Origin of the sequence: Psychrobacillus sp. (genome assembly GCF_032154225.1) — a bacterium.
Taxonomy (GTDB): Bacteria; Bacillota; Bacilli; order Bacillales_A; family Planococcaceae; genus Psychrobacillus.
This window is the reverse complement of sequence record NZ_JALDYF010000002.1, coordinates 285,236-311,382: the sequence shown is the minus strand read 5'-3', so window position 1 is coordinate 311,382 and position 26,147 is coordinate 285,236. Positions and strand designations below refer to the sequence as shown.

Here is a 26,147-nt window from a genome sequence, read left to right as displayed (position 1 = left end):
TCCACCCTATATTTTCCAATTAAAGCAAACAAAAAAGCATAAAACCTTCCCTTAAGAGCAGATTAAACTCAAGGAGGTGAACATTTATGAGTAAAAACAATAAAAAGACGATGAATATAAGAACGCATAACAGCCAAGATCTCTACAAAAAACCTAACGATAATCCTGATGAAGAGTTTGCAGCTGAATTCGATTCTCAAGCCCCCAAAAATAGTATGAATAAACACAGGCAGCCTCAACCTAAGAAGAAAAAATAATATACTCACCCTTTAAAGGAGATGAGATGAATATGCGAAAAATATTCCTAGCACTTGGAATGTTTATTTTCATTTATTCAGCAGCATTACAATTTCCTATATCAGCTCACGCTCAACAAGAAATCCCATCCTATGCTAAGTGGAGCAGGCTTGCGATAAAAGAAACACAATTAAAATATCCCAATGCAAATATTATTGACTATTTGCATAAAGGCAGCGAATCTAAAAAAGATTCGACCATTGAAACTTTTAAATTATGGTTAAGAGATCATCATAATGACGAATTCGGCGTTTTTGTTCGAGTGGAGTACAATACTAAAACGGATAGCTTAATCAACATTGAATTTCAAGAAACATCGAGATAAACTTCCTCTCATTTTTACAAGAAAATTCTAATTATTCATTTATATTGTACATGAATTGGAAAATAAAATCAGCAACAAAAAAGGACCGAAATAGTAGCTTCGGTCCTTTTCTTCATTCTATTCTTACTCAGTACTACTCAGCCTCGTATGCTTGGATTATTTTAGCTACAAGGGGATGACGAACGACATCGCCTTGCTCTAAATATTGATAATGTATACCAGAAACATTTTTTAATATCTTTTCCGCAACGATTAAACCAGATTCGGCACCTTTCGGTAAATCAATCTGCGTTTTATCACCAGTAATGACCATTTTTGAGCCAAAACCAAGACGGGTTAAAAACATTTTCATCTGTGCCTTTGTTGTATTTTGCGCTTCATCTAAAATAACAAATGCATCATCAAGCGTTCTACCTCTCATATAAGCAAGAGGAGCAATTTCAATCGTTCCGCGCTCCATTAGTCGATCCGTTTGCTCTGTGCCTAATACATCATGCAAAGCATCATATAGAGGGCGTAAATAAGGGTCTACCTTCTCTTTTAAGTCCCCCGGTAGAAATCCTAAGCTTTCGCCTGCCTCGACTGCAGGACGTGTTAAAATGATTTTTTTCACATGTGCATTTTTTAATGCTTGTGTTGCCATCACAACAGCCAGATACGTTTTACCTGTTCCAGCAGGGCCAATGCCAAATGTTAAATCAAAATGTCGAATACCTTGAATATATTCGCGTTGCCCAATTGTTTTTGCACGTATCGCTTTTCCTTTGGCATTTCTTGCAATTTCCTCATCGTAAAGCCCTGCAAAATATTCGATTGTTCCATTTAAACTCATTTCAACTGCGGACGTAACGTCTCGCAAATTAATATTAATACCTTTTCGAATAACAGCTAGCAACTGCCCTAGTAATTTTTTGGCTTCTTCAATATTGTTATCCTCACCAACAATTCGAATTACTTCTCCTCTAGTGATGAGTTGTACCTTTAGTTGCTCTTCAATAAGCTTAATATTTTTATCCGCTATACCTAAAAGCATTACTGCTTCCGTCGGGTCTTGCAAATTAATATCTAATTGTTGTTCGCTCATGCTTCGTCTCCTTGGGGTATAACTTGTTGAACCGCAATATTTTCATTAATCAAAAATAATACTTTCCCTCTTACTTTATCATTTTGGACAGTTACATGTAAAACTTTATCCTCCAATATTTGTGTATCGGCTGGAAGATCTTTCGTTATTTTTTGATAAAGTAGCGGCAACAATAATGTCTGCATCGATTTTTCGTCTAATTGATATGTCTTTTCTTCTACCGTTTGCACATAGCCAGCTTCTACATAACTAGATAAGAACTTTGGCAACGTGATTTCTTTCCAAAAATGAAGCGGTTTTTCTTTTTTCCTTTGAATAATTAGCTTCCGTTCATTTGGCTGCGTAATTTTCAATTGTGTTGGAAGTTCAAATTCAAGCTCCACCCAATAGTTTGCGTACACTTTTCCTTCTGCACTCGTAATTATTCGTTTGTCACCTTGCGTAACAAACCCATTTACTAATATATCTCCTTTTTTTACGGAAATATTTTTTTCAACAGCTCTAACTCCCTTTGTTAGCTGAAAATCGGTTACAACGCCACTTCTTTTAGCGATTAAATGAGTCGGCGGTGCTTTTTTTACTACTGTTCCCGATTGAATTGGCGCCAGCATTGGAGTGACCGTAAATTTTGAACCCGATTCCGTAAAGTGAATCCAAGAATATTTTTTATGTTCCGCTAATAGATTTTGCCTAATTTCCTGTTCTGTCGGCAAAGTCGAAGAACGAATCGTTGGATGAATGCCCATTTCTTTCAATTGTTCCGTTATCAACACATTGCTTTCCGGGGAATCCGCTTCAATTTGCACACTCCATATAAATTGTGATAGCACTACTGGAATACAAACAAATAATAATACTCCAATAAAAGCAAATGAATATATATCAATAATGCCTTTTTTTGTTTCATCCACTAATTGAACCGAAAACTTCATCGTTCTTCTTACTTTTCGAAAAGCAGGCAAATCTTTTTTTCGAATAGAAAAATATAAATAATCTGCTGAGCTACGCACTTCATAAGCAATAATATTTACCGCACGTAAACGTTGGAATAAAAGCTGCTGATCCGTTTTAATCGGAACTCTTACTCTAATCGATTGCTGCATTACGCATTTTCCTTTTTCGTTAATTTGAAATGATGAAGCTCGTCTACATGAACACAAAGCAGCTCAGGCGTTAATGATTTTATCGTCAGTGTCGCCGCTGCTATTTCCAATAAAAAATCGTCATATGTGCACAGCAAACTATTTTCTCTTAAGCGCAAAATAGTAACATCGTTTTCCAATTTAATTTCACTAAAGTTTTCGATTGATATACTCACATGGAGTGGAAATAACTTTTGCAAAAGAAACACCCCTTTACATGATTTTATGCATGTAAAGGGGTGTTCATGTGTTATCTTTTCGATTTTGGTGGAGCCAATATTTCAGACAGGACAATTGCTCTCATAAGCTCTTCTTTTGTATTTGGTAATACACTGTGTAGCTGTGGTTCAATCGCTTGTCGATCTACCGTCTCCGTTTGATACATAGATAATCTGCCTTGAGTTCTAGGTCGCCCTTGATCTCTTCCACTTTCTCTATCTACTTTTTCCTTCGAATGTCGCTCAACAGTTCTTTCGGATGTACGTTCCGTTTTTTGAGCCATTACCACCGGTGCCTCTTTAACAACAGGAGGTTTTCGTTCCAGTTCCTGCTCCCGCTCTTCAAAAAACGCTTTAGCAAGATCTTCAAGACCTTTAAATGGCTTTTCCGTAAACGGTTTCACTTCTTGAACTCTCTTATTTGCCGGTTGTTCGCTGTTTTTATTTTTCTTTAAAAACATACTGACGGCTAAAGAGATGACGATTAAGATAATTGTTTCCAAGGAGAAAACCTCCTTTCCACTATATTACTAGCCCTTAAGCTCATCAGTAGAAGACTTATCTCCGCCGACTTTGCTTATAGAATCTCTCATACCAGTATCTGCTTTAATATTGTTGTAGTTCATATAATCCATGACGCCAATATTTCCTTCGCGAAGTGCTTCAGCCATAGCTAAAGGAACTTCCGCTTCTGCTTCTACTACTTTTGATCTCATTTCTACTACTTTTGCTTTCATCTCTTGTTCAGATGCAACAGCCATCGCACGACGTTCTTCTGCTTTTGCTTGTGCAATTTTCTTATCTGCTTCTGCTTGCTCTGTTTGAAGTTCAGCACCGATATTTTTACCTATATCAACATCCGCAATATCAATCGATAGAATTTCAAATGCTGTACCTGAATCTAGTCCTTTTGCAAGAACCGTTTGAGAGATTAAATCTGGATTTTCAAGCACCCGTTCATGACTAGTACTTGAACCGATTGTTGAAATAATCCCTTCACCAACACGGGCAACGATTGTTTCTTCACCCGCACCACCTACTAAGCGGTCAATATTTGCGCGTACCGTAATACGTGCCTTTGCTTTTACTTCAATCCCGTTCATCGCCACACCAGCGATAAATGGTGTTTCAATTACTTTCGGGTTAACAGACATTTGTACTGCTTCTAAAACGTCACGTCCTGCTAAGTCAATTGCAGCCGCACGTTCGAATGAAAGATCGATATTCGCACGGTGTGCAGCGATTAACGCATTAACAACGCGGTCTACGTTACCACCAGCTAAATAGTGACTTTCTAATTGATTAATCGAAACGCTCAATCCCGCTTTATGTGCTTTTATTAATGGATTAACGATTCTTGAAGGAATTACTCGACGTAACCTCATCCCTACAAGTGTGAAAATACTAATTTTTACTCCAGCTGCAAGTGCTGAAATCCATAATGCGATTGGAAAAAATGTGAAAAATACAGATAGCAAAACAAATGCTAATACGATTACTACGATTAAACCTATTGTAGTTCCACTAATAATCATTTTATTTCCTCCCCTTCTAAAACTTCTCGCACAACAATACGAGAGCCTTCTACCTTAATAATCATAACATGTTTATCTTTATCAACATAACTTCCGTCTGATATAGCGTCAATTCGCTCATCTTTAACACGGATCGTTCCAGCTGGTCTAAGTGCTGTCATTGTCACAGCTACTCTACCTACAAGGTCTACTCTATTTTCATTCGAAACATAACCTTGCTCTGTAGTAGTTGCATCCGATAAAATTATTTTGTTCCAAATCGTTTGCTTTTTCCCAAAGAACTTCATAATAATCACCATTCCCACTATAGCTACTGTTAACGCAATTAAAACGGCAATGCTCATTTGCACAATATTGCCCCCAGCTAGTATTATACTAAAAATAATAATAGCTACTCCTAATATACCACTAATTCCTCCGGGCAAGAAGAATTCGGCTATTATAAAGCACACACCAATGATGAATATGATTATTGTCTCATATCCAGCAAGCCCTGCAACTAAATGGCCGAAAAAGAAGAGAACTAACGATATAAGACCCATCGTGCCGGCTACACCAAATCCAGGTGAATATAATTCAACTATTAAACCAAGACTCGCAATAGACAACAGGATTGGTACAATAATAGGGTTCGTTATAAATCTTGCTAAAGACTCTGTAAACGTTTCTTCTGTCTCCACAATTTTAGAACCCGCAAGATCTGTCGCCTCTAATAATTCCTTCAAAGAACTAACCGTGCCTTTTGAATACTTTACTTGCAATGCTTCCGAAGCAGAAAGTGTTAATAATTTTCCGACTGGCGCTCTAAATTTAGGTAAGTCCACCGTATCATCCGCCATTGCTTGTGCATATATTGGGTCTTTTCCTGTCAGTTCTGCGGCATTAATCATTTTTGCTTTCCAAGCACTATTTGCCTTTTCATCCGCAGTATTTCCGCTACTATCTATCACTGCCGCTGCGCCAATTGTGCCGCTTGGTGACATATAGATTTCATCGGCATGCAGCGCTAAGTATGCTCCTGCAGACAATGCTTCCGAATTAACATAAGCAATTGTCCGAATAGAAGTTGAATCGAGTAAACTAGCAATTCTTTCCGCTGAATCTACAAATCCTCCAGGAGTATTAATATCTAAAATAATTGCTTCTGCTCCCGCTTCTTCTGCCTCGTTTATAGACCTTTTCAAAAATGCATATAATCCTTTTTCTACCTCTTTATAAACTGGGATTTTATACACTACTGGAGTTTGCGCCATTATGGAAGGAATAATCATAAAAATCGATAGTATGAGTAAACAGCAAGAAAAAATATACCTGGACAATTTCATCCTTAAACCTCCCTTCTTCATTATGTATATGTATCTTTACGGAATAGAAAGAAAAAAGTTTCAAAAAAATAAACCGAGAAAATATATATTTTCTCGGTTTACATAATTGTAAATTTTCAAATCATACAGTACGTGTTTTGAACGCAGGGATGGTTAGGGTTAGTTTACCACTTACGTTTACGTGCAGCTTCTGATTTCTTTTTACGTTTCACGCTTGGCTTTTCATAAAACTCGCGCTTTCTTACCTCTTGAATTGTACCACTTTTAGATACAGTACGTTTGAAGCGGCGAAGAGCATCTTCAAGCGATTCGTTTTTACGAACGACAGTTTTTGACATCTCTCTTTCCCCCCCCTCCGAACACACGTTAAGTACATAACCAAGTGCTATGTACTAAAAAATTATATCGTAAATTTCCGACTTGGTCAATACTTACATAAAATTTAATAGTCAGATTTACTCGTTAATCCTTGCATAATTTCTACACCAGAACTTGCACCGATTCTATTAGCTCCTGCTTCGACCATTGCTTGCAAGTCTTCTAGGCTACGAACGCCGCCAGAAGCCTTCACTCCAAGCTCTGCTCCAACAGTTTCACGCATTAGTTTAACAGCCTCGATAGTTGCTCCATCTGTAGAAAATCCAGTAGAAGTTTTCACAAAATCTGCTCCAGCTGCTTTTGATAATTCGCTTGCTTTCACAATTTCTTCATTTGTTAATAAACAAGTTTCGAAAATTACTTTTACAATTGCTTTACCTTTTGCCGCTTCTACTACTGCTTCAATATCTTTTTGTACAAAATCATAGGCTGCATCTTTTAACGCCCCTACATTTAATACCATATCAATTTCCTGGGCACCATTTTCAATTGCATTAGTCGTTTCGAAAGCTTTAACTGCTGTCGTACTCGCTCCTAATGGAAAACCGATTACTGTACACACTTTAACAGCAGTATTTTGCAACAGGTTTGCACTTAAGTTTACCCATGTTGGATTAACGCATACTGATGCAAATGTATAGGTTTTAGCTTCCTCACAGAGCTTCTCAATTTGCTCTTTTGTTGCATTTTGTTTTAATAATGTATGATCGATTAATGCCGCAATATTTTGAGTCATTATATATTCCCTCCTGGAAGTTGTACGTACCTCTTTATCATAATAGCAAAGTGAAAAAAAAGCCAGTGAGATTTACTCACTGACTCCATTAAACGAATTCTTCCACGCCATCTAGGACTCGCACAAACTGACCTTCATTATACGGATAACCCGCTTTTGTAATTTTAACGCGTGTCAGCTTACCAATAATATCATCCGATGCAGAAATAACTACTTTCAAGTAATTATCTGTGTATCCTTCATATAAATTAGAAGTTGGATCTAATTTATATTTTTCTTCTGGAATAATTTCCAACACTTCTCCTTCAAAACGAGAAGCATATTCTACTGCTAGCTGATCATTTAACGTGATTAAACGATGCACTCGTTCATTTTTCACATCTTCTAAAACTTGGTCTTCCATTCTAGCCGCAGGAGTACCAGTACGCTTAGAATACGGGAACACATGCAGTTCAGAGAATTTTTGGTCACGAATAAAATGATATGTTTCTAAAAATTCTTCTTCCGTTTCACCAGGGAATCCAACAATAACATCTGATGTAATTGCTAAATCTGGCAAAGCTTCTCTTAGGCGATCTAAACGATCTGCGAAAAATTCCATTGTATATTTTCTACGCATTCTTTTTAAAACAGTGTCTGATCCAGACTGAATCGGAATATGTAGATGTCTTACAACAATTTTAGAGTCTCTTAATACATCAATTACTTCATCTGATAATTGACTAGCCTCAATAGAACTAATACGAAGTCGTTTTAAGCCCTTCACATTTGCTTCAATATCTCTTAATAATTGAGCTAGATTATAATCTTTTAAATCTTCTCCGTATCCACCTGTATGAATACCAGTTAATACGATTTCTAAATAACCTGCATCGACTAGCTGCTGTGCTTGGTGCACGACCTCTTGTGGGTCTCTTGAACGCATAAGTCCTCGAGCCCAAGGAATAATACAGAACGTACAAAAGTTATTGCAGCCCTCTTGAATCTTTAAAGATGCACGAGTGCGATCTGTGAATGAAGGTACATCTAATTCTTCATATACACGGTTTTTCATAATGTTGCCAACTGCATTAATCGGTTTACGCTCTACTTTATATTGCTCAATATATTCAAGCATTTTCGTACGTTGTTGTGTTCCAACGACAATATCTACGCCTGGAATAGCCATTATTTCAGCTGGAGATGTTTGCGCGTAACAACCTGTCACACAAATAACTGCATCTGGATTTTGGCGAATTGCACGGCGAATAACTTGTCGACTTTTTTTATCGCCAGTATTTGTTACAGTACATGTATTAATCACATATACATCAGATTGTTTTTCAAAATCAGTACGATCATAGCCATCATCTTTAAATAATTGCCAAATAGCTTCCGTTTCATAATGATTTACTTTACAACCTAACGTATGAAATGCAACAGATGACATGTCCATACACCTCTTTCATTCATATTCATAGGAAATTGCTGCAAGCGCATATAACGGTGCAGTTTCTGTTCGTAGAATTCTTGGCCCAAGTGAAATTGGTTGAAACTCATTTTCAAATAATGTTGTTATTTCCTGGCGATCTAAGCCACCTTCAGGTCCAAAAACAATTAGTATTGATGATTTATCATACACTTTTTTTAATTGCTCAGCAAACTTTTGGCGGTTTTCTAGCTTCGCATCTTCTTCATCGGCCACAAACTTCACATCGTATGATTTAGCGATTTCTAATAGCTCTTTTAGAGTTATTGGATTATGTATGTGAGGCATAAAAGAACGATGTGATTGTTCCGCTGCTTCTTTTGCAATTTTTTGTAGACGAGCAATTTTTTTCTCATTTTTTTGCTTATCCCATTTGACGATGGATCTCTTTGCTTCAAATGGATAAAGTGTGTGCATTCCTAATTCCGTGGCCTTTTGGGTGATCAATTCTAACTTATCCCCTTTAGGCAAGCCACAAACAATGGATACTTTAATCGGCATTTCATTGGACTCAGCATGTTGTTCTTTTATGTGCAAAAGAACGGATTTAGACGTTCCTTCTACAAGGGCAGTCGTATACGTTACACCTTCTGCTACTATATATACTTCATCGCCAGGAGTCATGCGCATCACTTGAATCATATGATGCGCATCGTCTCCTGAGATTGTTAGTGTATTATTTTCTTGGATTCTCTCATGCGTAAAATAACGTTGCATAACATTCTCCCTTATTTAATAGGTTTTTTAGAAATAATCGTTACCCAGTCTTCCATCATCATTACTTCTTCTATTTCAAAACCAGATTGTAGTAAGGAATTACGCACATCGTCTTTTTTCGTTGCGATAATTCCAGAGGTGATAAATAAACCACCTTCTTTTACAATCGAAAATGCATCGTCTGTAAAAGTCATAATAATTTCGGCTAAAATATTTGCAACAACAATGTCTGCTTGTTCATGTACATTATCAAGTAAATTACCATGTGTTACTTCTACTAGATGTTCTACTTTATTGAGTGCAATATTTTCTTTTGCAGAAGTTACTGCAACCTCGTCTAAATCAAGTGCATGAATGGAAGTAGCGCCTAATTTGGCAGCACCAATAGAAAGCACTCCAGATCCGGTACCAACGTCAATTACGCTAGAATCCGGTTGTACCGTTTTCTCTAATGCTTGTAGACACATTACAGTTGTAGGGTGTGTGCCAGTACCGAAAGCCATACCAGGGTCCAATTCAATGATTAACTCGTCTGTATGCACTCTTTCGTAATCTTCCCATGTTGGAACGATTGTAAAACGATTAGAAATTTTTACAGGATGGTAATATTTTTTCCAAGCTGTTGCCCAGTCTTCTTCATCCACTTCATGGACAGTAACAATATTATGCCCAACGTCGATGTTAAAGTTTTGTAAGTTGTTAATCGCAAGCTTGATCTCTTCTACCGTTTCTAAAAGAAAGCTAGTTTCTGCTAAATAAGCCTTTACACGAACACCATCTACTGGAAAATCATCTGGATTTAAGCTATAAATTTCTCCAAATTGATCTTCTCTTTCTCTCACTAATTCTTCAGAGTCTTCAATAACGACCCCACTTGCACCAGCTTCATGCAAAATATTACTTATCGCTTCAACCGCTTCATTTGTTGTATGAATAGACAGTTCGGACCATTTCACTTGCGGACAACTCCTTTATTCACCTTTTATCGTTCTTTTAATTTTATCAAATAACGAACTTCCTTGTTCTTCTGGAATATCGCCACTTATTTCTGCAAATTCACGAAGTAATTGCTTTTGTTTTTCGGTTAATTTTTTCGGTGTAATAACTTTTACAATCACATGCTGGTCCCCAATGCCATAACCATGAACGTTTTTCACGCCTTTTCCTTTTAAACGGAATTTCGTTTGGGACTGTGTGCCAGCAGGAATTTTCAATTTCACTTTTCCTTGTACTGTTGGAATTTCGATTTCGTCTCCAAGTGCTGCTTGAGCATATGTTAATGGCAATTCATAATAAATATCATCGCCATCGCGTTCAAATCGAGGATCTGCTTTTACTCGGAAAACGATATATAAGTCTCCAGCAGGGCCACCATTTTTACCTGGCTCACCTTGACCACTTACGCGAAGTTGTTGGCCATCATCTACTCCAGCAGGTATTGTTACTTTAATTTTTTTGCGTTTGTTTACAGAACCTTTACCATGACAAGTTGAACATTTATCTTTAATAATTTTACCTGTTCCTTGGCAATAGTTACAAGCACGTTTTGTTTGAATTCTACCGAATGGCGTGTCTTGCGTCACATTGACTTGCCCAGCACCTTGACAGTGTGAACATTTGTCTGGATGTGTTCCAGGTTTTGCACCGCTACCATCACAAGTGTCACAGTTTTCTTCTTTAGCAACTTCAATTTCAGTTTCTTTTCCGAAAACAGCTTCTTCAAATTCAATTGTCATTGAATATTGAAGATCATCACCTTTTCTTGGTGCGTTTGGATCACGTCGACGAGATCCTCCGCCTCCGAAGAATGAGCTGAAAATATCTTCGAATCCAAAACCATCGCCTCCACCGAAGCCTTGATTTGGACTAGCATGCCCAAATTGGTCATATTGTGCGCGTTTTTGGTCATCACTAAGCACTTCATACGCTTCCGATAATTCCTTAAACTTATCTTCTGCATCTGCAGCTTTGTTAATATCCGGGTGATATTGTTTTGACAGTTTACGATATGCTTTTTTTATTTCATCTTGTGAAGCACCTTTTGCAATTCCAAGTACTTCATAATAATCACGCTTGTTCATATTCCACTCTCCTGCTCTTCTAACCTAGACATCAAACGGTCCTTCGGTTGGTCTTACCAATATATTAATTGCGAGTAAACATTATTGTAACATGGAAGCAAAACATTGAAAAAGCCAAAGCCGAAAACGGTCTTTGACTTTTTCCACTTGCTACTATTCTTATTTATCTTTATCGTCTTTTACTTCTTCAAACTCAGCATCAACAACACCGTCATCTGATGGTCCAGCTTGCTCGCCGTTAGCATTTGCTTCTGCTTGAGCTTGCTCGTAAAGCTTCATTGTTAATTGTTGTACGATTTCGTTTAATTTGTCTTTTTTCGCTTTAATGTCTTCTAAGTTTCCAGCTTCAAGTGCAGCTTTTAACTCTTCTTTTGCATCTTCAGCAGACTTTTTCTCTTCTTCTGATACTTTATCTTCTAAATCTTTAATTGTTTTTTCAGTCATGAAAACTAATTGATCTGCTTCATTTTTCACTTCTGCTTCTTCTTTGCGAACTTTATCAGCATCAGCGTTTGCTTCTGCTTCTTTTACCATACGGTCGATTTCTTCATCTGATAATGATGAGTTCGATTGAATTGTAATGTTTTGCTCTTTTTGTGTGCCTAGATCTTTCGCTTTAACATTTACGATACCATTTTTGTCGATATCGAATGTAACTTCGATTTGTGGTACTCCACGTTGTGCTGGTGGAATATCCGAAAGTTGGAAACGACCAAGTGTTTTATTGTCAGTCGCCATTGGACGTTCACCTTGAAGCACGTGAATATCTACTGCCGGTTGGTTGTCCGCTGCAGTTGAGAAAACTTGTGATTTTGATGTAGGAATTGTCGTATTACGTTCGATTAACTTTGTAAATACGCTTCCCATTGTTTCAATACCTAAAGAAAGTGGTGTTACGTCTAGAAGAACAACGTCTTTTACTTCTCCAGTTAATACTCCACCTTGAACAGCAGCACCCATTGCTACTACTTCATCCGGGTTTACGCCTTTATGTGGCTCTTTACCAGTTTCTTTTTTAATTGCTTCTTGTACTGCTGGAATACGAGTAGATCCACCAACTAAAATAATTTTATCAATTTGAGAAGCAGATAATCCTGCATCTTTCATCGCTTGGCGAGTTGGTACCATTGTACGCTCTACTAAATGAGCAGTTAAATCATCAAATTTAGCACGAGACATTGTAATTTCTAAGTGAAGAGGTCCTGCTTCTCCAGCTGTGATAAATGGAAGAGAGATTTGAGTTGATGTAACTCCAGATAAATCTTTTTTCGCTTTTTCAGCAGCGTCTTTTAGACGTTGTACGGCCATTTTATCTTGTGATAAGTCAATGCCGTTATCTTTTTTGAATTCTTGTACTAAGTAGTCTATTAATACTTGGTCAAAGTCATCTCCACCAAGACGGTTGTCTCCCGCAGTAGCAAGAACTTCAAATACTCCGTCTCCTAATTCTAGGATAGACACGTCAAATGTACCGCCACCTAAATCGTAAACAAGAATTTTTTCGTCATGATCCATTTTATCTAAACCGTATGCAAGTGCAGCAGCAGTTGGCTCGTTAATAATACGTTCTACTTCAAGACCAGCAATACGACCAGCATCTTTTGTTGCTTGACGCTCAGCATCATTAAAGTAAGCTGGAACTGTAATAACAGCTTTTGTCACTTTTTCACCAAGGTATTCTTCTGCAAATCCTTTTAAGTATTGAAGAATCATTGCAGATACTTCTTGGGCCGTATATTCTTTACCTTCTGCAGATACTTTTTCATTTGTACCCATTAAACGTTTTACAGAAGAAATTGTATGTGGATTTGTGATTGATTGACGTTTAGCTACTTCTCCAACTTGGCGCTCACCGTTTTTAAATGCAACAACAGATGGAGTTGTGCGATTTCCTTCTGGATTTGGAATTACTTTTGGTTCCCCTGCTTCTAATACTGATACACATGAGTTTGTTGTTCCTAAGTCAATACCGATAATTTTAGACATAAATTTTTCCTCCTAATATTCATATGAAAACGTCTGTCTTATGACATGACCGTTCTACACTTATTCGTTTACTTTCACCATAGATGGGCGAAGTACTCTATCTTTTAGTTTATACCCTTTTTGCAATTCTTGAAGCACAACACCCGCTTCTTTGGAATCGTCTTTTTCTTGCATCACTGCTTGGTGGAAGTTTGGATCAAAAGGAACTCCTTCAGCCTCAATTGGCTCAAGTCCTTCTCTTAATACTGCTTCCAATAAAGAACGGTATACCATGTCAACGCCTTTTGCTAATGACGCTGCTTCTTCTGTTGTTACTCCTACCGCCAATGCGCGTTCAAAGTTATCAAGCACTGGTAAAATGTCCGTTAATACAGCTTGAGCACGATATTTATAATCCGCTTCTTTATCTAGCTGTACTCGTCGTTTATAGTTTTCAAAGTCCGCTCGAATGCGGAAAGACTTATCTGTTTCTTCTTCTAGCTGTTGTTTAACAAGCGTTAGCTCATCAACCTCTACAACTTCTTCAGTAGCTTCTTCCGTCGCTGCTTCTATTTGTTCTTCCAAATTTTCTACAATTACATCTTTTTCTTCAGACATCGTTACAATTCTCCTTTATCCTTGGGGTCCAAGTAAAATTCTTGATAGTTCTCTTGATAAATCTCCGCTCATTATATCTAGTAGCGAAACAACCCGTTTATAATCCATTCGAGTCGGGCCTATAATTGCAATAGATCCCATTTGTTCCTCTCCTATGGCATAAGAAGCAGTGATAACACTACAATCTTCCATTGCTAGATGATTGTTTTCAGAGCCTATCCGTATTTGAATTCCTTTTTTATCAACAGGAAAAATACCCGGAATTTGGTTTACATGGTCCATCAAGTACATAATACTTCTCGCTTTTTTTAAATCATTAAATTCTGGTTGATTTAATAAATGCATTTTACCACCATAGTAAACTTTATCCTCATGCTCAATTTTCATCGACTTATTTAAGGAACCTACTAAATCATCCAAACGGCCGAGTCGCTGTCTTAAAATAGATTGCGTCACTGCTTCGAGCTTTGTTTGAAGTTCATGTAAATAAACTCCTACTAAGCTATCGTTTAAGAGATTAACCATACGTTCAATATCTGATGAAGAAAAGCTTTCAGGAATTGAAAATACTCGATTTTCTACATGTCCACTATCCGTCACAATAATTGCTACAGCGGAATCATCCGTTAATGGTACAACCGAAAATCGTTTCACTCGATGCTTTCTTACATCAAGACCTAGCAAAATGGATGTATAACTCGTCAAATCTGACAATATTTTTGCCGATTTCCGAATTACTTGCTCCGTCTCCACCATCCGTTCTTCAAAAACAGAACGAATTTGTGTCAGCTCATCTGTCGAAATTAGTTGTGGAGTTAACATATTGTCTACATAATAACGATATCCTTTTTCTGAAGGGATACGCCCAGACGAAGTATGCGTTTTTTCTAAAAAGCCCATATCTTCTAAATCCGCCATATCATTTCGAATCGTAGCAGGACTATATGGAACTTCCTCCTTTTTCGAAATTTGACGAGATCCAACTGGCTGAGCGGTTTCAATAAAATCATCTACCGTTACTTGCAATATTAAAACTTGCCGATTAGTTAGCATGATTATCACCCCTGTTAGCACTCATTCATTGAGAGTGCTAATACTCATATAAAAGGTATCAAATCTAAAGAAAACTGTCAATGAATATGGATCAACTACTGTAGAAAATATTGAAAAACTTCATTACCTATAAATCGTCCACGCAATGTTAGTTTTATATACCCTTGTTCTATTATGATTAACTCTTTTTGTAGTAGTTCATCTAATTCTTTTCCATACACGTCATATAATGTTTGGCCATATCTTTGCTCAAATCGTTCCAATGAAACTCCAGCAGTTTTTCGGAGACCTAAAAACATTTCTTCTTCCATCTTCTCTGTAACTGTTACATCTTTTTCTGTCATAATCGGTTTCGCATTTTCATCAATCGTTTGCATATATTTTTTCAACGGTCCATGATTCGAATAGCGAACGCTATTTACATAACCATGAGCACCAGCTCCAAAGCCAAAATACTCATCATTTTCCCAGTAGAGTAAGTTATGCATCGAATTTTTTCCTTCATGTGAAAAATTACTAATCTCATACTGCTCATATCCATGTAACTTCATCTCGTCCATCAAATAACCGTACATTTCAGCTTCTAAATCTTCCCCCGGTAGTGAAAGTTTCCCTTTAGACATCAAGTTATAAAAAATAGTCTTTGGCTCCACTAAGAGCGAATAGGCCGATATATGAGGGATATTCAAACGGTATGCTTCCTGCAAGGAGTGCTTCCACTGCTCCATCGTTTGATTTGGCAGTCCATACATTAAATCGATACTAATGGATGGAAAATCAATTTTCTTCGCATTTTCAATTACTTCATACACATGCTCATTCGAATGCGTTCGTCCAAGTACTTTTAAAAGCTCTTGATCGAATGTTTGAACTCCCATGCTTAATCTATTTACTCCAAAAGACTTCATAAGTTTCATTTTTTCAAAAGTTAATTCATCTGGATTTGCTTCTGAAGTAAATTCAACTACGGCATCCATCGGAATATACGTATGAATTAGTGTAAATAATCGTGCTAATTGATCTTCTGATAAAGCTGTCGGAGTACCACCACCGATGAAAATGGTTTCAATTGTTGCGTCTTGTAACTGGTCTTTCCATAAAGCCATTTCTTTCCCTAGCGACTCAATATAATCATCCACCGGTTGATTATGAAAGAAAAACTTATTAAAATCACAGTAATTACAAATTTGATGGCAAAAAGGAATATGTATATACACACCACGTACCATACAGTTCACTACTTTCTATAATGGAAAAAGGGGGCTAATTATGCCCCCTTCTTTCTTTATTATTTATTCGGCTCATCCATTTTCAGAACTGCCATGAATGCTTCTTGAGGCACTTCTACAGAACCAACTTGTTTCATACGTTTTTTACCTTCTTTTTGTTTATCAAGAAGTTTACGTTTACGTGAAATATCTCCACCATAACATTTTGCTAAAACGTTTTTACCAATTGATTTAATCGTAGAACGTGCAACAATTTTTTGACCAACTGCTGCTTGAACAGGTACTTCAAACTGTTGTCTCGGTATTAATGCTTTCAACTTTTCAACAATTAACTTTCCACGATCGTAAGCAAAGTCTCTGTGAACGATAAAGCTTAGTGCATCGACTTTTTCGCCATTTAATAAAATATCCATTTTTTGAAGCTTCGATTCTTTGTATCCGATTAACTCATAGTCAAAAGAAGCATATCCTTTTGTACTTGATTTTAATGCATCAAAGAAATCATATACAACTTCTGATAGTGGAATATCATAAATAATATTAACACGCGCTGCAGATAAGTAATCCATCGTAATGAAGTTTCCGCGTTTACGTTGACATAGTTCCATAACCGCTCCAACATACTCTTCTGGAACCATTATCGAAGCTTTTACGTATGGTTCTTCAATCGCATCTACTTTTTGAACGTCTGGCATTAAAGAAGGGTTATCTACTTTAATCATTTCGCCATTCGTTAGCTTCACATTATAAATTACACTTGGTGCAGTAGTGATTAAATCGATTTTGAATTCACGCTCAATACGTTCTTGGATAATTTCCATATGAAGTAATCCAAGGAAACCACAGCGATAACCGAAACCTAATGCTTGAGAAGATTCTGGTTCGAATTCTAAAGCGGCATCGTTTAACTGTAATTTTTCTAGTGCATCACGTAAATCATTGTATTTGGAGTTATCTATAGGATATAATCCACAGAATACCATTGGGTTCATTTTACGATATCCATCTAATGCTTCTGTTGCAGGGTTTGAAGCTAGGGTAATTGTATCCCCTACACTTGAATCTCCAACATCTTTCATCGAAGCTGTTAAGAAACCTACGTCTCCAACTGTCAGCTCAGAACGTGGAGTCGATTTCGGTGTGAATACACCTGTTTCTACTACGTCGAATTCTTTGCCTGAAGACATCATTTTAATGCGATCCCCTGGTTTAACTGTCCCATCCAAAATACGAATATAAACAATTACTCCACGGTATGGATCAAATAATGAGTCGAATATTAACGCTTTAAGTGGCGCAGAAGGATCTCCCGTAGGTGCAGGAACTTTTGCTACAATTTGTTCTAGTATTTCTTCAATACCGATACCAGCTTTTGCTGAAGCATGTACTGCTTCTGACGTATCTAGTCCAATCACTTCTTCAACTTCTTTTTTTACGCGCTCTGGATCAGCAGCAGGTAGATCGATTTTATTGATAACTGGAAGAATTTCCAAGTCATTATCTAATGCTAAGTACACATTTGCTAATGTTTGTGCTTCAATACCTTGTGCAGCATCGACAACGAGAATAGCTCCTTCACAAGCTGCTAAGCTTCGTGAAACCTCATACGTAAAATCGACGTGTCCTGGTGTATCGATTAAATGAAAGATGTACTCTTCTCCATCTTGCGCATTATATGTTAGTTGCACTGCGTTCAATTTAATCGTAATTCCTCTTTCACGCTCTAGATCCATCGAATCTAGCAGTTGTGCTTTCATTTCACGTGATGTTAAAGTTTTTGTTTTTTCTAAAATACGGTCGGCTAAAGTCGATTTCCCGTGGTCTATATGCGCAATTATAGAAAAGTTACGAATCTTTTTCTGTCGCGCTAATCTCTCTTCATTGTTCATGCTTGTTCACTCCTAATTAAACTACTATGTATTATAACAGACAACATGCTGTTACGTATTGCATAATGGTCTTCGTTTCACATTTTTTTGTCGCTATGTATGCACTGCACTTTATGTGCATTATTTTTTTCGCCAGAATTTAATCTTAACAAAAACTAAGTAGTAACACAATCCAAGCAATTTTTTGGAACAAAATAGCTTAGTGACGCAATTTCCGGCTCACTTCAGGCTTCCCATTGGGCTTTACGATGAACGGTAAAACTTTTAAAGCTTGTTGAAAGTGGCTACGCCGCTTCCAACAAGCTTTTTCTTCGGTCATCGTATGGCAAATGTGCGCCTTCCGCTCGCCAGCAACATCATGGCTAAGTGGCTAAATGCTTTTGGCAATAGGGGAAGCAAGTTCATTCTATATACTTTGAGGACCGCCAAAAATACAATTTTGACGGCTTTTCTATATTTACATAAAGTTACAATTCAGTATTTTAATCCGTTACGAGCATAAAAAAAGATACTTGTTGCATATGAACAAGGACTGCACGTTTTTAACAAGTAGGAAAATTTTTACGCAATGTATAGGCTAACTGCTTTCTGAGATAATCGCATATAGAAAGTTCCTTAAATTAGTGGAATGTAGTGGAAAGCGGCGACTCGGGCGGGAAAAGCGCAAGCTGAAAGCCCCGCAGGAGCGTCTTTTTGCGACAAGGAAATTGAAGCCGTGCCCGCCGAACGCGTCCGCTTGAAACGGAATCCACTCATCTACATTTAATTCACACGCTTTTTTACGCTTAATAATGAGTCTAACCCAGTGGTAATGGTATACTTTCTTTCAAAAAAAGATTAAGCAGTTTATACTCGCTTAATCTTTTGCTCATTTATGACGGGATTTGCTGATTGAATAAATTCGAAACTGCTTTCGCTAAAATTGCGATAGAACGATTTAGTTCCTGTTCGGTGTTTTCAACACCTCCAAGTTCGACAACTAATAAATTTTTCGCAATGTCTTGATTATAAACGCCGTTGCCATCTTTTCTAGATTTAATTAATACGCCCCGCGATATACCAGGAACTATTTTATTTAACTGATCAGAGAGATCATTTGCAAGTTGCTCATTCCATTTGTAGTTGTCATGCTCAGTACCAATAACAAATAAAAGCTTTGCATAGCTTTCTCCCCCACTTTGGAGGGTTGAAATGTCAGCTTTCACAGTATCTCTATGCAAATCCAAGATAATATCATACTCATTATTTGCAATTGCAGCTTGAACGAACGGTTTAATCGTACTGTAATTATCCATCACACCTGGATTACGCTCCGCCAAAAACTCTGTTTCAACTTGATGAAAGGCAAATTGGGATGAAATTTGATCCTGAAAGGAAGTAATATTATTTTCGGAATCATATACATCCACTTTCGCTCCTTTTGCGGCCAATATCGGAGGATACGCTTCATGTGAATGGGTAAAATAAACAAATGCTTTCTTTGGTTCTACTATTTCAGCTATTTCCGGCTTTGTTTCTAATTGCGCTGCATAAACAAGAGGCGTGTCCTCATTTTTAGGTTCATCACTTTCACTTGATAAAAGAGGCGTTTGGACTGTTGCAATAATAATGGGAGCCAAAAATAATAGTAATAACAGACTTGTTAAATGCTTCATGGAATTAGTCATAGTTTCCACTCTCCTCAAACAATCGTATGTTGAGGAGAGGTTGTTTTAGAACAAAGCTATTTGCTCGCTAACCATGTTTCTAACCCAGTGGAAAGTAAATAAGCATAGTGATCAACCCATGCATCTGTTTCTTTTGGTGTAACAAATAAGGATGAATTTTTTCCAACAAACACTTCTTCAAACAATTTTCTTTTTTCTTCTGTTGGCCAAGTTACCCATTCGCCAAAAATTGGTTGAAGTACTTTATGGTCAATGGATGATTTTTTAGTTGAAACCATCGGAGTGACTGCTAAAGCAGAAGATGGCTTCCCTTTTTCCTCTACTTTTGATGAAATATAATGAATGACTTGCTCCATTGCATCTGCATATAGAACCGGACCATCTACAACCATTGGAATACCTATGGCAGTAACCGGCACACCGTACACTTCTTCTGAAATTTCTTTGCGTTGATTGCCAACACCTGAGCCAGGATGAATGCCTGTATTGGTTAACTGGATTGTTTTACAAAGTCGCTCACTATTTCTTGCAGCTAGCGCATCTAATACGATGATTAAATCCGGCTGAAAGGCATTGCTAATCGCCTCTACGAAATCACTCGTTTCAAACCCTGTTTGTCCAGTTACTCCAGGTGCATACATCACTACTTTCACATTTCCCTCGTCGTTTGTTAACGACGAGCTTTGTAAATATTCGATTGCTTTTGGTCCGATTGCATCGGGAGTTATCGTCGCATTACCTAATCCAATAATAAGTATTTTAGAAGTTTTCGTTAAAGAAATACTTTCGTGTATCTCCTCTAAATATTTTATGAACATTTTTTCTAATTGTTTAAAACTTTCTTCATCATTTGGATTAACGGTTAAATCGGTTAACGTAATATATTTCCCTTTTTTCTTACCAAGTTCCTTTTCTCCATTTTCGTCCACTTCTATTGAAGTGATCAAAACAGCGCCATCCCTACTTTCCTCGAATTTTATTCCTGTTGATTCTTCTAAAACTTCTTTTTCTCCTTTTGTCCGATGCTTAACCATTTCAACGGATTCATCCAATAAATCTGTACGTCCCCACATAAATTTCACCTCCAAAATAGTGTGTACTATGTGTCAAGTAAATATTCTTTGCATTTATATATTGCAATTTGTTTTTTGGTTTGTTAAAATAATGCTTGTTGTATTAGACAGTTTCAACAAAGAAAAAGTATCATCTCAGACCTTATTAGGAGGTGAAAGGTATGCCAAACATTAAATCTGCTATTAAACGTGTTAAGACAAATGAGAGATTAAACACTCAAAACGCAAAAGCAAAATCAGCAATGCGTACTGCTGTGAAAAAAGCTGATACTGCTGCTCTTAATAACGACGAAAACGCAAAAGATCTTATTAAAACTGCTATTCAACAACTTGAAAAAGCAGCTTCAAAAGGATTAATTCATAAAAACGCAGCTTCTCGTAAGAAGTCTCAATTAATGAAAAAAGCGTAAAACAAAAGACTGAACCGATTTTACTCGGTTCAGTCTTTATTTTTTCATTAAAAATAATTCTAATATTCTATCGCGGTTAATATTTAATGTTTTTAACTGCAAGTCTACCGTTGCAAGATCATTTAATGTCGATAAGAGTTTTTGTTCATTTCGCAAACTCGGGCTATCGAATAATAATTTCACACGATATGGGTGTACTTTTAGTTGATTTGCAATTTGCTGTGCATGGTATCCTTTTTTCTTTAAATGACTTACTTGAATCATCAAACGTACTTGTGTCGCAATAAGCGCATTAAGCTTTAACGGATCTTCTTTTCGCTTTAATAAATCATGATAAATTTCAAGTGCTTCGCTTGAATTTCCAGTAATATACGCATTTCCTAACGTAAATACATCCTGTTCCAACGTCCTTACTAACAGCATCTGGACGGTTTCCCCGTCAATTTCATTTTGTTCCCCTAAATAGGTCGCTATTTTCAATAATTCTGTTTGCAAATGAATTAAATTTGTTCCACCCACTTCGATTAATCTATTTACCGCACCGTCCGTAATCGTTTTCCCTAAACTTGAAACCTCATGTAAAATCCAGCCTTTTAAATCATGCGCTTGTAAGCTTGTTGCTTCTATCAAATTCGCATGCTGCTTCATCGACTTCGTTACTTTTTTTCGTTCGTCTAGTTTTTCATACGGGGCGATAAACACAGTTACAGCTGTTGGCGATGGACTTTGCAGCCATTGTTCTAACACTGCTGTATTATGAATAACCTTTTCTTTTCCTTTTTCAGTAGCTTTTAAAAAGAAAGCATTTTTCGCAATAACTAGCTTTTTATCGGAGAAAAAAGGAACTGTATCTGCTTCATATATAACTTCTTCTACATTTTTTTCTTCCAAGTCAAAGTGAATTACTTCGATTTCACCATCTTCACTTAGTTGCTTTTTCAACTTTTTAAGCGTTTCTTCAATAAAATAAGATTCTGTTCCGTATAATAAATAAACATCGGAAATATTATTTTTTGCAATTTGCATCCATTTTTCTGAAATCATTGTCGATCTCCTTGCTATACATTATTAAGTTTATTATACATGACAATTAGTGAATAATTTGTGTCTTTCTCGGAAGAATAAGAAAAAGACTTTATTCTATGTAGATTTTTCATAGGCAATCCTTTATAATTAGGTTGAAATAGGAGGGGTAACAATGAATGAGTTTGAACACAATGTACAGTCGAAACGTAACGATGCGATCGACTCAGGCATAGGTTTTGTAGTCTCCTTTGGGTTTTTTACAATCATGTTCTTTATTGCAGTAATTGTTGAGTTTGTTTCTCGATAATAACAGAGTATGGGTATTGTCTATTATGGACAATACCCTTTTCTCGTTTTATGGGATAAAAACGTCGATTTCTCCGGACTTTGTTATATTAACTTGAATCGTCCCCTCAACACCAGTTTGTAAAAAAGGGAGATTCAGTGCATGTAATCTATCTACAACTTCTGGATGAGGATGACCATAGCGATTATTATATCCTGCTGAAATAATGGAATACATTGGACGTGTCAGCTCTAAAAACGGTTGCGTGCTGGATGTTTTACTACCATGATGTCCTATTTTCAACAAAGTTAGCTTCTCAAGTGCCTTTCCATATGTTCGAACAAGCACCTCTTCCCCATTTGTCTCTAAATCCCCTATAAAAAGCCCATGAAAATAAGCATTTTTCATGGATAATACAAGAGAATCATCATTTCCTTCATATACAAAATCTATAGGATAAATATATTGCATGTCATAATAATTAGATTGTAATCGGTCCCCTGCTCTTTTTTCAACTATTGGAATTTGTTGTTTTTTCGCTTCTGCTAGCAGTTCTGACATAACTTCTTTCTCATGCGAACCTGGCGAAATATGAATCTCTCGCACATGAACTTCCTCCAATACCTCTTCCGCACCTTCCATATGATCTGCATCTGCATGTGTAATAACTAATATATCAATTTTCGTTATCCCTCTACCTTTTAAAAATGGCACAACTACTTGTCTCCCTATTTCGTAAGCCTCTTTCGACTCTTTCCACGCCTCTTGTTCAAATCGGAGCAATCCTCCTGTGTCAATCACGATAACCTCTTTCCGATAAGGCATTTCAATAATAATGCAATCACCTTGCCCAACATTTAAAAAAGTAATTTTAGTCGTCGAATCAAAATAAGGCGAAAAGTGAATCATCGCTATCGGCAATAAAAGCAACGTACTGCTAAAAAAGAGGTTTTTTCCTTTTTCGAATGAAACAAAAAAGAACATCACTCCAATATACGCTAAAATAACGAATAAAAGCGTCGGTTTCATCGGATTCCACAGTTGATATGGTAAACTGCCAAGAAACAAAATTAGATCGCTTAAAAGAGCACGTAGCGGCTCATATATAGAAAACAATAAATCACTTATAAAAGGTGAAATGAATGTAAGCAATAAGAAAAAAATAGTAATTGGTAACGCGACAAATGAAAATATTGGAACGAAAACAACATTTGCAAAGAAGGAAGAAGTAGATATTTCATAAAATTGAACGAGCAAAATAGGAAATACAATGAGCTGGCATACAGTTGTTATGATTAATGACTGTTTTAAATAGGATGTGCTTTTTTGTAGAATAGCCGCACTATAAATAAGCGAGAATGCGGCTAAATAAGATAATTGAAATCCTACTTGATAAATAATCCAAGGCTGGTATAATACAAAACCAATCACACTTAAGGAAAATGCATCATTCATTGCAATTTTTCGATTGAGTAATGTAGCAATTAAAACAATTTCCGTCACAGAAACTGCTCTCCATACCGATGGTGCGCCACCTGCTAAAAACGCGTATAAAGGTAGCGCTACAATTAATAACCAGCTGGAGGTTCCTCTTCTAACTCTTACTCGTATAAGCAATTCATAAACAAGCAATACTACTAAAGCTACATGAAGCCCAGAGATAGCAAATAAATGCGTAATCCCTAATGCTAAATAGGCATTTTGCATATCCGAAGGCATTTGTTCTCGACTGCCGATTAATAACGCTTCTGCTTCTGCCTGTAACGATAAAGGAAATGTCGCTTGGATATGCTGTTTCATTTGAAAACGTTTCTCCGCCATAAAATATACAAAGCCTTGCTTTTCGTCTATTATTTCATACCGTTCCACTTCTAACTGACCAACTGCTCCATTACTTTTCAAATAGTTGTCCATATTAAAAGCATATTCATGAGACTTCGGGCGTTTTGTTGCTTCACGCGCTTCTACTCTAAAAACTTTGCCTGCGAGCGATTCATGCAATAAAGCAATTTTTTCATTTTCTGACGACATTTTCAGCTGTACATACCATTTTCCATCGTCATTTGCAGTAACAAATCCTCTTACATACTGCCCATTGATTTTGTACTGATCTGTCCATGTAATTTCGGTTATAATTACCTCTTGTGCAGGCTCAGGCATTGTTGCGACAAAATACATATAAGCCGCAGTTCCGAACATTATCGTAAATAGGATAAAAAAAGGATTCATTCTTTTATACAGTAACCAACTAAAAAGAACACAAAATAACAACAATAGCCTTACCGATTCATAAGCAGCTAGCGATGCAATGATGATGGATAAGGCTATGTATATATAATTACCTCGAATTGTTACAAGCCAAATAATTCCGTCACCTTCGTTTCATAAGGTGCCAATTCTTCACTACTTGCTCCTTTCTCACGCAGCTTTGTTAGAAGCTCCATATAAAGTGCAACTTTTTCATCGCTTAAAAAATCAATTTTACGTTCATCGAATGGTACATGAATTACTTCTATTCCCGCTTGTTTCAACAACTCTATTGCATACGTATTATTTTTATAATCTTGCGCATAATAAAGTCTTGAAATACCCGCTTGAATAATGGACTTCGTACAAGGTAAGCACGGAAAATGCGTTACATATAAATCTGCTCCGCTTACAGTAATTCCATACTTTGCACATTGAAGTAAAGCATTCATTTCTGCATGAATTGTTCTTACACAATGACTATCTACAACATAACAGCCATGATCAATACAATGGTCTCCACCAGAAATAGAGCCATTATAGCCCCCTGCCATAATACGGCGATCTCGAACAATCGTTGCACCAACCGATAAACGTGTGCATGTGCTTCTTAAAGCAAGTAAATGGCTTTGCGCCATGAAAAATTGATCCCAAGTAATACGCTCCATATATAATTACCTCCAAATATAATGCTTCTTCTAGTTTATTAGTTTGTCCACTGTAACGTCAATGTCACAGATTTTTACTTCGCTGTTAAAAGCGCTTCCAATTTCTCGTATGTTTTTTTACCGATTCCTGTTACTTTCATCAAATCAGCAGTTTCTTTGAAGGGACCATTTTCTTCTCGAAATGAGATAATGGCATCGGCTTTTGCTGGCCCAATGCCAGGTAAAGTTGTAAGAATAGAAGCATCGGCTTTATTAATATTTACTAATCCTCCGCCGTTGCTATTGCCAGGTGTTGAAATAGATGCTATTTGCTCTATTACTTCCCCTTCTAAAGGGACGTAAATAACCATCTCGTCTTCTACTTTTTGTGCGTGATTAATGCTTTTGGTATCACTTTGCGCCAAATAACCTCCTGCAAGTTCAATCGCACTTAATACGCGATCACCTTCAGAAAGTTCATATACACCTGGCTTATTTACTGCGCCTTTAACTTCAACAAAAACAGCAATATCCTCATATTCAGATGGCGCTTCTTGTTCTATAAATGTTTCATTCGTTGGGATTGGTTGAATTGAATCAGCTTTTGGGGGTGCTGATTTAAAATAAATTTGATAAAAGAAAAATAATACAAACATAATAACTGTCGTTGGGAGCAACAGTTTTTTCTTATATTTCTGCACGAAAGAAAGAATCAGAAATATCATCCTCTC

Annotated in this window: 27 protein-coding genes; 4 read left to right on the top strand and 23 right to left on the bottom strand. The window is 36.9% G+C overall.

Annotated elements, in window-relative coordinates; genetic code table 11:
- Positions 1–86: 86 nt before the first annotated feature.
- Positions 87–257 (top strand): hypothetical protein, encoded by a 171-nt coding sequence (locus tag RUH95_RS05385; protein ID WP_313891807.1) that lies wholly within the window; start codon positions 87–89, stop codon positions 255–257.
- Between the two features lie 32 nt (positions 258–289).
- Positions 290–622 (top strand): DUF3889 domain-containing protein, encoded by a 333-nt coding sequence (locus RUH95_RS05380; RefSeq protein ID WP_313891806.1) that lies wholly within the window; start codon positions 290–292, stop codon positions 620–622.
- Positions 623–755: 133 nt separating this feature from the next.
- Here the strand turns inward: RUH95_RS05380 and RUH95_RS05375 are convergent, their stop codons facing one another.
- The 19 genes from RUH95_RS05375 to gpr all read right to left on the bottom strand — a co-directional run bounded on the left by RUH95_RS05375 (position 756) and on the right by gpr (position 20,800).
- The gene (locus RUH95_RS05375; RefSeq protein WP_313891805.1) at positions 756–1,706 is read right to left on the bottom strand and encodes a PhoH family protein; all 951 of its coding nucleotides are present in this window, start codon (positions 1,704–1,706) and stop codon (positions 756–758) included.
- Positions 1,703–2,809: a sporulation protein YqfD gene (locus RUH95_RS05370; protein ID WP_313891804.1), complete on the bottom strand. Its 1,107-nt coding sequence runs from the start codon at positions 2,807–2,809 to the stop codon at positions 1,703–1,705. Before RUH95_RS05370 ends, RUH95_RS05375 begins: the two co-directional genes overlap by 4 nt.
- Entirely contained in the window at positions 2,809–3,048 is a 240-nt protein-coding gene (locus tag RUH95_RS05365) for a hypothetical protein (protein ID WP_313891803.1), read from the bottom strand. Before RUH95_RS05365 ends, RUH95_RS05370 begins: the two co-directional genes overlap by 1 nt.
- 50 nt (positions 3,049–3,098) lie before the next feature.
- Positions 3,099–3,569, bottom strand: a complete 471-nt coding sequence (locus RUH95_RS05360) for a hypothetical protein (protein ID WP_313891802.1) — start codon at positions 3,567–3,569, stop codon at positions 3,099–3,101.
- 27 nt (positions 3,570–3,596) lie between these two features.
- Complete coding sequence (floA, locus tag RUH95_RS05355; protein WP_313891801.1) at positions 3,597–4,601, bottom strand: flotillin-like protein FloA; 1,005 nt, start codon at positions 4,599–4,601, stop codon at positions 3,597–3,599.
- Positions 4,598–5,926: an NfeD family protein gene (locus RUH95_RS05350; protein ID WP_313891800.1), complete on the bottom strand. Its 1,329-nt coding sequence runs from the start codon at positions 5,924–5,926 to the stop codon at positions 4,598–4,600. The genes floA and RUH95_RS05350 overlap by 4 nt, the downstream gene beginning before the upstream one ends.
- A gap of 164 nt (positions 5,927–6,090) precedes the next feature.
- Entirely contained in the window at positions 6,091–6,264 is a 174-nt protein-coding gene (gene rpsU, locus RUH95_RS05345) for a 30S ribosomal protein S21 (RefSeq protein WP_004227078.1), read from the bottom strand.
- 104 nt (positions 6,265–6,368) lie between these two features.
- Positions 6,369–7,040, bottom strand: a complete 672-nt coding sequence (gene deoC / locus RUH95_RS05340; RefSeq protein ID WP_313891799.1) for a deoxyribose-phosphate aldolase — start codon at positions 7,038–7,040, stop codon at positions 6,369–6,371.
- 88 nt (positions 7,041–7,128) lie between these two features.
- Positions 7,129–8,469 (bottom strand): tRNA (N(6)-L-threonylcarbamoyladenosine(37)-C(2))-methylthiotransferase MtaB, encoded by a 1,341-nt coding sequence (gene mtaB / locus RUH95_RS05335; RefSeq protein ID WP_313891798.1) that lies wholly within the window; start codon positions 8,467–8,469, stop codon positions 7,129–7,131.
- A 15-nt stretch (positions 8,470–8,484) separates the two neighbouring features.
- A complete protein-coding gene (locus RUH95_RS05330; RefSeq protein WP_313891797.1) occupies positions 8,485–9,225 on the bottom strand; it encodes a 16S rRNA (uracil(1498)-N(3))-methyltransferase in 741 nt (246 codons plus the stop codon).
- A gap of 11 nt (positions 9,226–9,236) precedes the next feature.
- Entirely contained in the window at positions 9,237–10,181 is a 945-nt protein-coding gene (prmA, locus tag RUH95_RS05325) for a 50S ribosomal protein L11 methyltransferase (protein ID WP_313891796.1), read from the bottom strand.
- A gap of 15 nt (positions 10,182–10,196) precedes the next feature.
- Positions 10,197–11,306, bottom strand: coding sequence for a molecular chaperone DnaJ (gene dnaJ / locus RUH95_RS05320; RefSeq protein ID WP_313891795.1), 1,110 nt, complete (start codon positions 11,304–11,306; stop codon positions 10,197–10,199).
- Positions 11,307–11,465: 159 nt separating this feature from the next.
- Positions 11,466–13,292, bottom strand: coding sequence for a molecular chaperone DnaK (gene dnaK, locus RUH95_RS05315; RefSeq protein ID WP_313891794.1), 1,827 nt, complete (start codon positions 13,290–13,292; stop codon positions 11,466–11,468).
- 60 nt (positions 13,293–13,352) lie between these two features.
- The gene (grpE, locus tag RUH95_RS05310) at positions 13,353–13,889 is read right to left on the bottom strand and encodes a nucleotide exchange factor GrpE (protein ID WP_313891793.1); all 537 of its coding nucleotides are present in this window, start codon (positions 13,887–13,889) and stop codon (positions 13,353–13,355) included.
- A gap of 15 nt (positions 13,890–13,904) precedes the next feature.
- A complete protein-coding gene (gene hrcA / locus RUH95_RS05305) occupies positions 13,905–14,942 on the bottom strand; it encodes a heat-inducible transcriptional repressor HrcA (protein ID WP_313891792.1) in 1,038 nt (345 codons plus the stop codon).
- Between the two features lie 95 nt (positions 14,943–15,037).
- A complete protein-coding gene (gene hemW / locus RUH95_RS05300; protein ID WP_313891791.1) occupies positions 15,038–16,171 on the bottom strand; it encodes a radical SAM family heme chaperone HemW in 1,134 nt (377 codons plus the stop codon).
- Positions 16,172–16,230: 59 nt separating this feature from the next.
- The gene (gene lepA, locus RUH95_RS05295) at positions 16,231–18,060 is read right to left on the bottom strand and encodes a translation elongation factor 4 (RefSeq protein ID WP_313891790.1); all 1,830 of its coding nucleotides are present in this window, start codon (positions 18,058–18,060) and stop codon (positions 16,231–16,233) included.
- 872 nt (positions 18,061–18,932) lie between these two features.
- Complete coding sequence (gene spoIIP / locus RUH95_RS05290) at positions 18,933–19,727, bottom strand: stage II sporulation protein P (protein WP_313891789.1); 795 nt, start codon at positions 19,725–19,727, stop codon at positions 18,933–18,935.
- Between the two features lie 56 nt (positions 19,728–19,783).
- Positions 19,784–20,800, bottom strand: a complete 1,017-nt coding sequence (gene gpr, locus RUH95_RS05285; RefSeq protein ID WP_313891788.1) for a GPR endopeptidase — start codon at positions 20,798–20,800, stop codon at positions 19,784–19,786.
- Between the two features lie 161 nt (positions 20,801–20,961).
- On the opposite strand from gpr, the gene rpsT reads away from it, so the two are divergent.
- Complete coding sequence (gene rpsT / locus RUH95_RS05280) at positions 20,962–21,210, top strand: 30S ribosomal protein S20 (protein ID WP_090563860.1); 249 nt, start codon at positions 20,962–20,964, stop codon at positions 21,208–21,210.
- A gap of 36 nt (positions 21,211–21,246) precedes the next feature.
- Here rpsT and holA read toward each other — a convergent pair whose 3' ends face one another.
- Entirely contained in the window at positions 21,247–22,254 is a 1,008-nt protein-coding gene (gene holA, locus RUH95_RS05275; RefSeq protein WP_313891787.1) for a DNA polymerase III subunit delta, read from the bottom strand.
- A 154-nt stretch (positions 22,255–22,408) separates the two neighbouring features.
- On the opposite strand from holA, the gene RUH95_RS05270 reads away from it, so the two are divergent.
- A complete protein-coding gene (locus RUH95_RS05270; RefSeq protein ID WP_313891786.1) occupies positions 22,409–22,543 on the top strand; it encodes a YqzM family protein in 135 nt (44 codons plus the stop codon).
- A gap of 48 nt (positions 22,544–22,591) precedes the next feature.
- On the opposite strand, the gene RUH95_RS05265 is transcribed toward RUH95_RS05270, so the two are convergent.
- From RUH95_RS05265 to RUH95_RS05255, 3 genes are all read right to left on the bottom strand, one after another.
- Positions 22,592–24,751, bottom strand: coding sequence for a DNA internalization-related competence protein ComEC/Rec2 (locus tag RUH95_RS05265; RefSeq protein WP_313891785.1), 2,160 nt, complete (start codon positions 24,749–24,751; stop codon positions 22,592–22,594).
- A gap of 122 nt (positions 24,752–24,873) precedes the next feature.
- A complete protein-coding gene (locus tag RUH95_RS05260) occupies positions 24,874–25,437 on the bottom strand; it encodes a ComE operon protein 2 (protein WP_313891784.1) in 564 nt (187 codons plus the stop codon).
- A 74-nt stretch (positions 25,438–25,511) separates the two neighbouring features.
- Entirely contained in the window at positions 25,512–26,141 is a 630-nt protein-coding gene (locus RUH95_RS05255) for a helix-hairpin-helix domain-containing protein (RefSeq protein WP_313891783.1), read from the bottom strand.
- Positions 26,142–26,147 lie beyond the last annotated feature (6 nt).

Bases quoted from the DNA above. Each gene is read 5' to 3' on its own strand.
- RUH95_RS05385 (WP_313891807.1), top strand. From the start codon at position 87: ATGAGTAAAAACAATAAAAAGACGATGAATATAAGAACGCATAACAGC.
- RUH95_RS05380 (WP_313891806.1), top strand. From the start codon at position 290: ATGCGAAAAATATTCCTAGCACTTGGAATGTTTATTTTCATTTATTCA.
- RUH95_RS05375 (WP_313891805.1), bottom strand. From the start codon at position 1,706: ATGAGCGAACAACAATTAGATATTAATTTGCAAGACCCGACGGAAGCA.
- RUH95_RS05370 (WP_313891804.1), bottom strand. From the start codon at position 2,809: ATGCAGCAATCGATTAGAGTAAGAGTTCCGATTAAAACGGATCAGCAG.
- floA (WP_313891801.1), bottom strand. From the start codon at position 4,601: ATGATTATTAGTGGAACTACAATAGGTTTAATCGTAGTAATCGTATTA.
- RUH95_RS05350 (WP_313891800.1), bottom strand. From the start codon at position 5,926: ATGAAATTGTCCAGGTATATTTTTTCTTGCTGTTTACTCATACTATCG.
- rpsU (WP_004227078.1), bottom strand. From the start codon at position 6,264: ATGTCAAAAACTGTCGTTCGTAAAAACGAATCGCTTGAAGATGCTCTT.
- deoC (WP_313891799.1), bottom strand. From the start codon at position 7,040: ATGACTCAAAATATTGCGGCATTAATCGATCATACATTATTAAAACAA.
- mtaB (WP_313891798.1), bottom strand. From the start codon at position 8,469: ATGTCATCTGTTGCATTTCATACGTTAGGTTGTAAAGTAAATCATTAT.
- RUH95_RS05330 (WP_313891797.1), bottom strand. From the start codon at position 9,225: ATGCAACGTTATTTTACGCATGAGAGAATCCAAGAAAATAATACACTA.
- dnaJ (WP_313891795.1), bottom strand. From the start codon at position 11,306: ATGAACAAGCGTGATTATTATGAAGTACTTGGAATTGCAAAAGGTGCT.
- dnaK (WP_313891794.1), bottom strand. From the start codon at position 13,292: ATGTCTAAAATTATCGGTATTGACTTAGGAACAACAAACTCATGTGTA.
- grpE (WP_313891793.1), bottom strand. From the start codon at position 13,889: ATGTCTGAAGAAAAAGATGTAATTGTAGAAAATTTGGAAGAACAAATA.
- hrcA (WP_313891792.1), bottom strand. From the start codon at position 14,942: ATGCTAACTAATCGGCAAGTTTTAATATTGCAAGTAACGGTAGATGAT.
- hemW (WP_313891791.1), bottom strand. From the start codon at position 16,171: ATGGTACGTGGTGTGTATATACATATTCCTTTTTGCCATCAAATTTGT.
- lepA (WP_313891790.1), bottom strand. From the start codon at position 18,060: ATGAACAATGAAGAGAGATTAGCGCGACAGAAAAAGATTCGTAACTTT.
- spoIIP (WP_313891789.1), bottom strand. From the start codon at position 19,727: ATGACTAATTCCATGAAGCATTTAACAAGTCTGTTATTACTATTATTT.
- gpr (WP_313891788.1), bottom strand. From the start codon at position 20,800: ATGTGGGGACGTACAGATTTATTGGATGAATCCGTTGAAATGGTTAAG.
- rpsT (WP_090563860.1), top strand. From the start codon at position 20,962: ATGCCAAACATTAAATCTGCTATTAAACGTGTTAAGACAAATGAGAGA.
- holA (WP_313891787.1), bottom strand. From the start codon at position 22,254: ATGATTTCAGAAAAATGGATGCAAATTGCAAAAAATAATATTTCCGAT.
- RUH95_RS05270 (WP_313891786.1), top strand. From the start codon at position 22,409: ATGAATGAGTTTGAACACAATGTACAGTCGAAACGTAACGATGCGATC.
- RUH95_RS05265 (WP_313891785.1), bottom strand. From the start codon at position 24,751: ATGAATCCTTTTTTTATCCTATTTACGATAATGTTCGGAACTGCGGCT.
- RUH95_RS05260 (WP_313891784.1), bottom strand. From the start codon at position 25,437: ATGGAGCGTATTACTTGGGATCAATTTTTCATGGCGCAAAGCCATTTA.
- RUH95_RS05255 (WP_313891783.1), bottom strand. From the start codon at position 26,141: ATGATATTTCTGATTCTTTCTTTCGTGCAGAAATATAAGAAAAAACTG.